Annotated in this window: 7 protein-coding genes; 5 read left to right on the top strand and 2 right to left on the bottom strand. The window is 64.1% G+C overall.

What is annotated here, in order from left to right; all coding sequences use genetic code 11:
• Window positions 1–314 precede the first annotated feature (314 nt).
• Complete coding sequence (gene smc / locus J2Y68_RS14010) at window positions 315–3,893, top strand: chromosome segregation protein SMC (RefSeq protein WP_309994366.1); 3,579 nt, start codon at window positions 315–317, stop codon at window positions 3,891–3,893.
• 20 nt (window positions 3,894–3,913) lie between these two features.
• On the top strand, window positions 3,914–5,119 hold the full coding sequence (gene ftsY, locus J2Y68_RS14005; protein ID WP_309994365.1) for a signal recognition particle-docking protein FtsY: 1,206 nt from the start codon (window positions 3,914–3,916) through the stop codon (window positions 5,117–5,119).
• A gap of 66 nt (window positions 5,120–5,185) precedes the next feature.
• Here ftsY and J2Y68_RS14000 read toward each other — a convergent pair whose 3' ends face one another.
• A complete protein-coding gene (locus J2Y68_RS14000; protein ID WP_211713514.1) occupies window positions 5,186–6,406 on the bottom strand; it encodes an MFS transporter in 1,221 nt (406 codons plus the stop codon).
• A 225-nt stretch (window positions 6,407–6,631) separates the two neighbouring features.
• Here J2Y68_RS14000 and J2Y68_RS13995 point away from each other — a divergent pair, with 225 nt between their 5' ends.
• Window positions 6,632–7,951, top strand: coding sequence for an ammonium transporter (locus tag J2Y68_RS13995; RefSeq protein WP_211713515.1), 1,320 nt, complete (start codon window positions 6,632–6,634; stop codon window positions 7,949–7,951).
• Complete coding sequence (locus J2Y68_RS13990; RefSeq protein WP_017199639.1) at window positions 7,948–8,286, top strand: P-II family nitrogen regulator; 339 nt, start codon at window positions 7,948–7,950, stop codon at window positions 8,284–8,286. Before J2Y68_RS13995 ends, J2Y68_RS13990 begins: the two co-directional genes overlap by 4 nt.
• 89 nt (window positions 8,287–8,375) lie before the next feature.
• On the opposite strand, the gene J2Y68_RS13985 is transcribed toward J2Y68_RS13990, so the two are convergent.
• Window positions 8,376–9,911, bottom strand: a complete 1,536-nt coding sequence (locus J2Y68_RS13985; RefSeq protein WP_309994363.1) for a glucose-6-phosphate dehydrogenase — start codon at window positions 9,909–9,911, stop codon at window positions 8,376–8,378.
• 30 nt (window positions 9,912–9,941) lie between these two features.
• Between J2Y68_RS13985 and ffh the strand changes: the two genes are divergently transcribed.
• Window positions 9,942–11,522 carry a signal recognition particle protein gene (ffh, locus tag J2Y68_RS13980; protein WP_309994361.1) on the top strand — a complete coding sequence of 527 codons (1,581 nt, stop codon included), beginning with the start codon at window positions 9,942–9,944 and terminating at the stop codon, window positions 11,520–11,522.
• Window positions 11,523–11,539: the final 17 nt, after the last annotated feature.

Here is an 11,539-nt window from a genome sequence, read left to right as displayed (position 1 = left end):
GCCCACGGGTTTTATGCGCAGGTCCCGGCTTGTCGCTCCCCAGCCAGGGTCAAACCTAGATCTTCAGTTGTGGAACACGGGTTCGCCACATGGACGGATCGTTCCGAAAACGGGACCGGATCCGGCGCGGGCCCACAAAAGTTCGAAGCCCGGGCCGGATCACCGGAACGAAAAGTCCATGTAACCCTTGGCAGGAGTGTAGGGGTGCGGCTGGCCGCCCGCAAGGCATTCCGGCAACAGATCCGCGGATTTCGCACCAACGGCAGTAGATTTGGGGATACAAACACCGGTCCATCCAGGAGAACCGAAGCGCCTTGCATTTGAAAAGTTTGACTGTCCGCGGATTCAAGTCGTTTGCGTCGGCCACGACGTTCGACTTCGAACCCGGCGTCACCGCCGTCGTCGGTCCCAACGGCTCTGGCAAGTCCAATGTGGTGGATGCGCTGGCCTGGGTCATGGGCGAGCAGGGCGCAAAAACACTGCGTGGCGGCAAGATGGAAGACGTCATTTTCGCCGGCACGTCAGGTCGCCCTCCCCTGGGACGGGCCCATGTGTCCCTCACCATCGACAACGCGGACAACGCCCTGCCCATCGAGTACAGCGAGGTCACCATCTCGCGCACGCTCTTCCGGACGGGCGGTTCCGAATACGCCATCAATGGTGCGCCATGCCGGCTCCTGGACATCCAGGAACTCCTGTCCGACTCTGGCCTCGGCCGTGAAATGCACGTGATTGTCGGGCAAGGGCAGTTGGACCGTGTCCTGCATGCCACCCCTGAAGACCGCCGCGGCTTCATCGAGGAGGCAGCCGGGATCCTCAAGCACCGCCGTCGGAAGGAAAAGACGGTCCGCAAGCTTGAAGCGATGCAGGCCAATTTGGCCCGGCTCGGCGACCTGACGGCGGAGATCCGAAGGCAGCTCACGCCGTTGGGCAAACAGGCGGAGATCGCGCGACGGGCACAGACAGTCCAGTTCGATGTCCGGGACGCCCGCGCCCGGCTCCTCGCCGACGACCTCGTGCAACTGACAACCTCCCTTGAACAGGACGTCGCGGACGAAGCGGCACTGAAAGAACGGCGCCAGGTTGTCGAGGCCGGCCTGGTGGTGGGCCGCCGACGTCAGGCTGCGTTGGAACAGCAGGCCGCCGAGGCGACTCCGCGGCTTAACGCGGCCCGCGACCATTGGTATCAGCTCTCCGCCGGCAGGGAGCGCCTGCGCTCCCTCGGTTCCCTCGCCACCGAACGACGGCGGCTCCTCGGTTCCTCCGAGGCTGCCGTGGACTCGGGGCGTGACCCCGAGCAGCTTGAACGGCAAGCGGCGCGCGTTCGTGAAGAACAAGCGGTCCTGGAACACGACATCCTGGCCAAGCAAGCTGCACTGCTCGAAGCCACCGTGGCCAAGGACGGGGCGGAGGCGCTCGCGGCCGCAGAGGACAAGCGGCTCACGGCAATGCTGCGGGCCGCAGCGGACCGCAGGGAGGGGCTTGCCCGGTTGGCTGGCCAGGTTGCCGCAGCGCGTTCCCGCGCAGAAGCCGCTGAAGCTGAGCGCGGCCGGCTCCGGGAGTCGCTTGCTTCGGGCGACGAAAGGCGCCGGACGGCCCAAAGCGAGTTCACGGCACTGGAGACTCAAGTGGCGGGTGTCGAGGACGGCGAAGAGAGCCTCGACGCCGAGTATGAGGAAGCTAACGAGGTGCTCGATGGAGTCCTCGCGGAAATCGAAGAGCTGAAAGCAGCCGAGCGGGAGGCTGTTCGTGAGCGGGACTCGTTGACGGCGCGTCGGGACGCGCTGCAACTGGGCCTCAACCGAAAGGACGGCTCCGGCCGGCTCCTCACCGCGGACGGGATTCTTGGCCCGCTCCCGGCCATGATCAGCGTCGAACCAGGATACGAGACAGCCGTCGCCGCCGCCTTGGGAAGTGCCTCCGATGCGGTGGTGGTTGGCGATGCCGCAGGCGCTGTTGCCGCAATCGGGTTGCTGAAAAAGGACGAGGCCGGCCGTGCGACGCTGCTCTTGGCCGACGGTGGATCCGACGATCAGGCCGACCGGGACAGCAGCGGGCTTCCAGTCGGCAGTCGCTGGGTTGCCGACGTCGTGAAAATCGGTGATCCGGCTGCCCAAGGTACCTTGGCGCTCCTGGCCGGGGTCGTCGTCGTCGATGACGTCCGGGCAGCAGCCTCGCTGGTTGCGGAACGGCCGGACCTCACGGCCGTCACCCTTGAGGGGGATGTACTGACCGCACTGACAGTGGTCGGCGGCTCGGCCAATGCCCCGTCACTGTTGGAAGTCCAGGCCGCAGTGGACGACGCCGGGGCCCGCCTCCAGGAGGTCGCTGCCCGTTTGGAGCGTGGACGCTTTGCCCTGGCCGGCGCCCAGGCCCGGCGCGCCGAAGCGCAGGACCGCGCCGATGCGGCGCTGGAGCGGCTACACGAATCGGATGCCCGCCTTGCCGCCGTCGCGGAGCGGCTGGGGCACCTGAACTCCATCCTTCGCAGCGCCGTCGGCGAAAGCGATCGGCTTGCCGCCTCCATGGCCAAGGCCGAGGCCAATATCGCCGAGGCGCAACTGGACCTTGAAGTCGCCGCGGAACGGCTCGCTGCGGCCCAGGAAGCTCCCGACGAGGAGCCGTCCACGGACCAGCGTGACGAGCTCGCAGCCCAGGCCAGGACTGCCCGCTCACTGGAAACCGAAGCCCGGCTTGCTCTTCGGACCGCGGAAGAACAACTCGGCGCCATCAGCAACAGGGCGGCATCCCTTGAGCGGGCGGCCGCAACCGAGCGCCGTGCCCGCGAAGAGGCCGCACGTCGCGCCCAGCGTCGTCGTGCCCAGGCTCAACGAGCGGCCGCTGTCGCGTCGGCGGTGGAGCAGACCCTTCGTTTCGTGGACATATCGGTGGACCTTGCCGGCCGCGAACGCGATCTCGCGGAGCAAACGCGTGAGCAGTTGGAGCGCGAACTGGGCGAGGTCCGCTCGGCAAACGATGCCTTGGCAAGGGAACTCGCTGAGCTGACCGACTCCGTGCACCGGGACGAGATGGCGCGCACCCAGCAGCGGTTGCGCATCGAAGCCCTGGAAACGCGCTCCATCGAAGAACTGGGGCTATCTGTCGAGCAGTTGATTGCCGACTACGGTCCTGATCGGCCGGTGCCCCTGCCCGCCGGTACCACCACCGACAAGTGGGCCGAGCTCCGGGCGCCGGTGGATGAGAACGGCGAACCAGTGGTTGAAGGAGTCCCGTTCGTACGCGCGGAGCAGGAGAAACGGCTCAGGAAAGCTGAGCGCGATCTCGCAGCGTTGGGAAAGGTAAACCCCCTGGCGCTTGAGGAATTTGCGGCGCTGGAAGAACGCCACCAGTTCCTCAGCTCCCAGTTGGAAGACCTTAAATCCAGCCGTAAGGATCTCCTGGACATCATCAAGGAAGTGGACAACCGCGTCCAGCAGGTCTTCACAGAGGCTTTTGCCGACACGTCCGCCCAGTTCGACCACGTCTTCGCACGCCTTTTCCCCGGGGGCGAAGGCAAATTGGTCCTTACCGATCCTGAGGACATGCTCACCACGGGAATCGAAGTGGAAGCACGGCCGGCCGGCAAGAAGATCAAAAGGTTGTCGCTTCTTTCTGGCGGCGAGCGTTCCCTGACGGCAGTTGCCCTGCTGGTGGCGATCTTCAAAGCCCGGCCATCGCCGTTCTATGTCATGGACGAGGTTGAAGCCGCGTTGGACGACACCAACCTGGGCCGGCTCATCACCATTTTCGAGGAACTTCGCGAATCCAGCCAGCTGATCGTGATCACCCACCAGAAGCGCACCATGGAAGTGGCGGACGCCCTTTATGGAGTGACCATGCGCGGTGACGGGGTGTCTACGGTCATCAGCCAGAGGCTCGGTGCCGGGGCTTAGCTTTATGAGAAGGTAGGGGAGTGAACGATTTCCTTCCCATAATTCTGTCCATTGTCGCTGCGCTCGTGGTGGTCGGCGGACTCGTGCCGGTACTGCTTAAGGCCCGGAAATCCGGGGCCAAATACCCTGGACCACGGGACGCGAACGACCCCGTCCAGTCCTCGGCAGCAGGCGGCGGAACCCTGGTGGAGGACCGCCCGGATGCCGTAAATGCACCGGCGCCCACCTTTGACGGAACGGTTGCCGACACCGATGTTCCCGACGACGCCGCCGGGCTCGAAACCATCGCCATTGATACCCCGGACCCCGTCGAGGGCCGCCTGAACCGGCTCCGTGCCCGCCTGGTCAAATCCAACAACATCCTGGGCAAAGGCCTCCTGGCGCTTCTTTCAGGCGACAAAATCGATGAAAACGTGTGGGACGAGGTAGAAGAGACCCTCCTGCTTGCAGACCTCGGCACCGAACCCACCATGCAATTGGTCGATGCCCTTCGTGAACGGGTCAAGGTTTTGGGCACCCGCAGTCCGGAGGACGTCAAGGCCATGCTGCGCGAAGAGCTCATCAAGCTGGTGGACCCGGGCATGGACCGTTCCCTGAACGTCGAACGCAAGGGCGACCGGCCCGCCGTCGTCCTTGTCGTCGGCGTCAACGGCGTGGGTAAGACCACCACGGTGGGAAAGCTGGCCCGTGTCCTCGTGGCTGAAGACAAGGACGTTTTGCTCGGCGCTGCTGATACATTCCGTGCTGCCGCAGCCGAGCAGCTCGCTACGTGGGGGCAGCGCGTGGGCGTGCCCACCGTGAAGTCGGACATTGAAGGGGCGGACCCGGCGTCGGTTGCCTACGAGGCCGTTAAGGCGGGCATCGACCAGGAAGTCGACGTGGTCATGGTGGACACCGCGGGACGCCTGCAGAACAAGACCGGCCTGATGGACGAACTGGGCAAGGTCAAGAGGGTCATCGAGAAGCTCGCCGAGGTGGACGAGGTCCTGCTGGTCCTGGACGCCACCACCGGCCAGAACGGCCTCAACCAGGCTCGTGTCTTCGCTGAGGTTGTCAACATCTCAGGCATCGTGCTGACCAAGCTGGACGGTACGGCAAAGGGCGGGATCGTGGTGGCCATCCAGAAGTCGCTGGGCGTTCCAGTGAAACTGATTGGCTTGGGCGAAGGCCCGGATGACCTCGCACCGTTCGATGCGGAAAGCTTCGTGGACGCGCTGCTCAACTAGCAGCTCAAGAGCACAACACGGCTAACTGGCCGGCGGCAGGGGATGTTCCGCACCCCTTGCTGTCGGTCAGTTTTTGTTTCCAAGGGGTTCGCGCGCCGGCAGCCACGCGATTGCGGTGACAAGCAGAACCGCACCCGTAATGCCGAATGCCCAGCCGTAGCCGAGCACATCGGCCAAAAGCCCCGCCACGATGGGGCCGATAATGGCGCCGGTGTCCGCGGCCATCTGGAAAACGGCGAGGACCTTGCCGCCGGAACGTCCCCGGCCAATGACGTCGGCGACGGCGGCCTGTTGGGCTGGCCCCAGCAAACCTGAGCCGAAGCCTGCCACGGCGGAAGCGGCAAGAAATGCCGGCAGTCCCGTGGTTAGGCCAATGACGGCGGTAGCGAGTCCTGTGATGACGAGTCCGGGAATGACCAGGGGTTTCCGTCCCCATGCATCCGCCAACCTTCCGGAAAATGTCAGCGCCGTGGCGTTGCCCACTGCGAAGATTGCCAACGCCCATGCAGCCGTCTCGGGCTTCGACTGCAGTACCGCCACGGCAAACAGTGGGATAGTGGCCATGCGGACGCCGAACGTCACCCAGCCGTTGCCGAAACTGGAGAACACCGCGGCGCGGTAGGCCGAGTCTGCAAGTGCTTCCTTGAGTGTCATTGCCGGAGCCGGGCTCGCGTCCGTCGCGGCATGTCCCTCGCCGCTCAGCATGGTGCGGACCACCGCAGCGGCCACAAGCAGGGCTGCCGCGTAGGCAAGGAACGGAACGCGGAGTCCGAAGCCCGCAAGCAGGCCGCCCACCACCGGACCCAGCACGCTGCCGATCAGGAATGCCGAGGCATATGCCCCCGACACACGCCCACGACGCTCGGGTGGAGCGAGCCGGATCAGCAGGCCCATGGCCGCGACGGTGAACATCACCGAGCCCGCCCCGCCCAGGCCGCGGAAGACCAGCAGTTGCCAATAGTTTTGGGCGAAGGCGCATGCCGCTGTGGACACGGCGACTATCAAAAGGCCGGAAACGTAGACGTTCCGCTCGCCGAACCGGCCGATCAAGGCACCGCCGGCCGGAGCAAAGACCAGGCGCATGAAAGCGAAAATACTGACGATCACGGCGGCGGCAGTAGCACCAACGTCAAAAGTGGTGGCGAATTGGGGCAGCACGGGGGCCACCAAACCGAATCCCAACGCGATCAGGAACGCTGCAGCCAGCATCACCTTGATGTCGCGCGGCAGGGGAGTCTTCTCAGGCCGGATCCTTGGAGCTTTGACGGATCTGGGCGACTGGGTCATGCGGCGGGGGTCCTTCGGGTTGGTTTTCGGGTGAAGTCTGACGCCTGAAACATATCCGTAACAGCGGGGATATGCACCATTTACGTTGGGGAGGTTGTTGTAACCAGCCCGCAATATAAAACCCGCGCAGGTGAAACACGGTGGCACAAAACTCTTAAGCAGGACGCAAAGGGCGTCAGGACAGCGGTTGAACCGCAGAACCAAAGCAAGAGAGGAACGTGCACCATGGAACTTACCGCAGGTCACGTATGGGTCATGGTGGCGGCGGCACTCGTGCTGTTCATGACACCTGGTCTGGCATTTTTCTACGGCGGCATGACACGCGCCAAGGCTGCCTTGAACATGATGATGATGAGCTTCATCTCCATCGGCATCGTCGGAGTTGTCTGGGTGCTGTGGGGCGCATCGATGAGCTCAGGCGAAGGCTTCCTTGAAATCGTGGGCAACCCGTTCGCCACTTTCGGCCTCGAGGGCATTTCCACCCCTGATGGCCTGATCAAGGTCGGCTACGCAGCCACCTTCGCCATCATCACTGTTGCGCTCATCAGTGGCGCAATCGCAGACCGCGCCAAATTCGGCGCATGGACCATTTTCGTCCCGGTCTGGGTCACGCTGGTTTACTGCCCCCTTGCCTACATGGTGTGGGGTGGCGGCCTGTTCGGTCCGGAGGGCGCAATCGGAAAGGCTCTCGGCCCGGCCATCGACTTCGCCGGCGGCACCGTGGTGCACATCAACGCCGGTGTGGCAGCACTGGTCCTGGTCCTGATCATTGGTAACCGTCGCGGCTTCGGCAAAGACCCGAACCACCGCCCCCACAACATCCCGTTCGTCATGCTCGGCGCGGCCATCCTGTGGTTTGGCTGGTTCGGCTTCAACGGCGGCGCAGCAACCACTGCTGAGCAGGGTGGCTTGATTTGGGTCAACACCCTCGCAGCTCCCGCAGCGGCAATGATCGGCTGGCTCATCACCGAACGCATCCGCGACGGACACCCGACATCGCTCGGCGCAGCATCCGGTGTGGTTGCCGGCCTCGTGGCTATCACCCCCGCTTGTGCCAACGTCAGCCCGGTCGGTGCACTGGGACTCGGCGTAGTTGCCGGTGTCGCCTCCGCCCTGGCGGTCGGCCTGAAGTTCCGTTGGGGCTTTGACGACTCCCTGGACGTTGTGGGTGTCCACCTCGTTTCGGGCATCATCGGCACCGTGGCGCTGGGCTTCATCGCCCTTCCGGTGGACGGTGTTGGCGGCGGCCTCTTCTATGGCGGCGGCTTTACCCAACTGTGGGCACAGCTCGCAGCGGCCGGCATCGCAATTGCCTTCTCCGCCATCATGACGGCCATCATCGCCTTGGCTATCCACAAGACCATGGGCTTCCGGGTCTCCACCGAACAGGAAAACGTTGGCGTGGACCTCAGCCTGCACGCTGAGACTGCCTACGAGTTCGGCGTCAACGGCCACGGTGGCAGCTTCCAGCCGCTCCATGAGGCGATGACCGGAAAGTCAGAAGAGAAGGCTCCCGCAGAAGGCAAGGAGAGTGTCCAGGCATGAAGCTCATCACAGCGATCGTCCGTCCCGAAAAGCTCGAAGCAGTCCGGGAAGGCCTCGAAGCTTACGGGGTCCAGGGCCTGACGGTCAGCGCAGCAAGCGGCTACGGCCGGCAGCGCGGCTACACCGAGGTGTACCGCGGAGCTGAGTACAACGTGGACCTGCTGCCAAAGATCCGGATCGAGGTCCTTGCCACGGACGAACAGGCGGACGACATCCTTGATGTCCTCATCGCCAGCTCGAACACCGGCAGGGCCGGCGACGGCAAAGTATGGACCGTGGATGTCTACGAGGCAGTCCGGGTCCGGACGGGTGAACGGGGCGCGGCGGCCATTTAGGCCATCGGCTTCCACCAGCTATTGAGGCACTACGAAGCGGGCCGGGTACCAGTCAAGGTACCCGGCCCGCTTTGTCTTTGCCACAGTCTCTAGCCCACGTCGCTGGTGGGCCAGTTCGCTGGCCCGTCGCTGCCGGCGTCGTATTCTTCCAGGGGTACGTCGCCGTTCGCCCATGCGGCGAGGACGGGTTCGATGATCCGCCAGCAGTCCTCGGCCGTATCGCCCCGGACGGAGAGAAGGGGATCGCCGTTGAGGATCCCTTCCAGCACTTCGCCGTAGGGCAGCATGCCTGGGGCGTTGAGCTCCGTCACCAGGCTGGCGCGGTCCAAGGTGAAGATGTCGCCGGGGCCGTTGACATCGATGTCGAGCTCCAAAACGTCGGGTCCGAAACCGATCCGCAACTGATTGGGCGAATCCAAGCCTGAGAATCCCTTGGGCAGGTGGGGGACCGGGCGGAACGTGATGACGGCCTCCTTGCGCCGCTGACCCATGGCCTTGCCGGAGCGGAGGATGAACGGGACGCCCTTCCAGCGCCAGTTGTCAATGTTCACGCAGACCTCTGCGAGTGTTTCAGTGTTCCTTGAGGGATCTACGCCTTCTTCCGCGGCGTAGTCGGGTACCGTACGTTCTCCCAAGGTTCCGGCCGTGTACCGGGCACGACGCGTCGACGCGCTGAAGGGGGCCTTGATGCTGCTGGCACGCAAGACCGTGGCGACGGCGTCCCGGAGGTCTCGTTCGTCGATGGTCGCCGGCGGGTCGATGGCCAGGAACGCCATGATGTGCAGGAGATGGCTTTGGATCATGTCCCTGAGCGCGCCAGCGGTGTCGTAGTAGCGGGCACGGCCCTCAAGAGCGAGGTCTTCGTCGAAAATGACCTCCACCTTTTCGATATGTTCCCGGTTCCATACGGGCTCCAGGAACCTGTTGGCGAAGCGAAAGCCAAGGATGTTCAACACCGTGGCCTTACCCAGGAAGTGGTCCACACGGTGGATATGGTCTTCGGGCACCAGCGCAGCCAGCGTCTTGTTCAGCTCGTGCGCCGATTCGGTGCCCGAACCAAACGGCTTCTCCATGACCAGGCGGGTTCCGGCCGGCAACTGCTCGGGGTGCAGGACCTCGCAGGCCTTCTGGCTGATATGGGGCGGCAACGCAAAGTAGATCGCGACCGGACCTTCCAGCTGCGACAGCAACTCCGCCAGCGGCCCGTCGGCCGTGACATCCAATTGGTGATACCTGGTGCTTTCGGCAACGGCCGCCAACGCCGCCTGCCCCTGGGAATCGGCGTCCTTGGACGCGGCCGCAAAAGCGCCGTCCACCCGTTCGCTCCATTGTTCCGGAGACCAGGGGTCAGACCCGGCGCCCACCAACCGCAGCCCCGGAGCCCCGCCTGAGGCCAACAGCCCTGCCAGGCCGGGCAGCAGCAACCTGCCCGTCAGGTCTCCGGATGCGCCGAGGATGAGCAATGTTTTTACAGTTGTTTTACTGGTCACCGTGCCAGCATGCCATCTTGGAGGTGCGACTTGGTACCCTAGATAGTCGAGTCCCGTAGTTGAGTCATCCCATAGTGGAGTTATATTGCCGGGGCAAGAATCGTCAAGACTCTGGCGTGCCGCATTGGCCGCCATTCGTAGACCATCGAAAGAAGTGCACGGCGCGTGTTCAATTCACTCTCTGACCGGTTGACAGCAACCTTCAAGAACCTCCGTGGCAAGGGCCGCCTCACTGAGGCTGACGTCGACGCCACAGTCCGGGAGATCCGCCGTGCCCTGTTGGATGCGGACGTCGCCGTATCGGTGGTCCGCGAATTCACTGGGCGCATCCGTGAACGTGCGCTGGGCGCCGAAGTTTCAGGTGCGCTGAATCCGAGCCAGCAGATCGTGAAGATCGTCAACGAGGAACTGAAGGAAATCCTCGGTGGCGAGACCCGCCGTATCCGCTTGGCCAAGAACGGGCCCACCATCATCATGCTCGCCGGCCTCCAGGGTGCCGGTAAGACCACCCTTGCCGGCAAGCTGTCCAAGTGGCTCAAGGCCCAGGGCCACAGCCCCATGCTGGTTGCCTGCGACCTTCAGCGTCCCAATGCAGTGACGCAGCTCCAGGTTGTTGGCCAGCGGGCCGGTGTCCCGGTTTTCGCTCCGCACCCCGGCGCCACCTCCGAACTTGAACACCCTGCCGGTGACCCGGTTGCCGTCGCAAAGGCCGGCGTCGAGGAAGCGCGCCAGAAGCTGCACGACGTCGTGATCGTCGACACCGCCGGACGCCTCGGCGTCGACGCCGAAATGATGGACCAGGCACGCCGGATCCGTCAGGCGATCATCCCCAATGAAGTCCTCTTCGTGATCGACTCCATGATCGGCCAGGACGCCGTGAACACGGCGATGGCCTTCGATGAAGGCGTCAACTTCACGGGCATCGTCCTGTCAAAGCTCGACGGCGACGCCCGCGGTGGTGCCGCACTTTCAGTGGCGTCCGTTACCGGCAAGCCCGTCATGTTCGCGTCCACCGGCGAGGGCCTGGACGACTTTGAGCTCTTCCACCCGGACCGCATGGCTTCCCGCATCCTGGACATGGGTGACGTCCTCACCCTGATCGAGCAGGCGGAGAAGGCATGGGACAAGGACGAAGCTGCCCGGATGGCGAAGAAGTTCGCCGACCAGGAAGACTTCACCCTGGACGACTTCCTCGCCCAGATGCAGCAGATCCGCAACATGGGCTCCATGAAGAAGATGCTCATGATGATGCCGGGTGCGCAGAACATCCGTCAGCAGCTGGAGAACTTCGACGAAAAAGAGATCGACCGCGTCGAGGCGATCGTCCGTTCCATGACTCCGCACGAGCGTGTTGCGCCGAAGATCATCAACGGCTCCCGCCGCGCCCGTATCGCCAGGGGTTCCGGCGTGCACGTCTCGGAGGTCAACGGCCTGCTGGAACGCTTCGCGCAGGCGCAGAAGATGATGAAGAAGCTGGCCCAGGGCGGTGGCATGCCGGGTATGCCTGGAATGCCCGGCCTCGGTGGCCCTGGTGGCGGACGCAAGAACGGGAAGAACACTCCCAAGAAGAAGGCACGATCCGGCAACCCGGCCAAGGCTGCCCAGGAACTTCGCGACGCGGAGGCCAAGCGGGCCAATGCTGCCTCTGCGGCACCTACGGGCGCGGCTTTCGGACAAGGCGCCGCGGACTTCGACCCGTCGTCGCTGAACCTTCCCAAGGGCTTCGACAAGTTCCTCGGTAAGTAGATAGTGCGTCCCAACTG

Origin of the sequence: Paenarthrobacter nitroguajacolicus (assembly GCF_031455195.1) — a bacterium.
In the GTDB taxonomy this organism is placed as follows: Bacteria; Actinomycetota; Actinomycetes; order Actinomycetales; family Micrococcaceae; genus Arthrobacter; species Arthrobacter nitroguajacolicus_D.
Note: the sequence above shows the minus strand (reverse complement) of the source record. Positions and strands in the feature narration are given on the sequence as shown.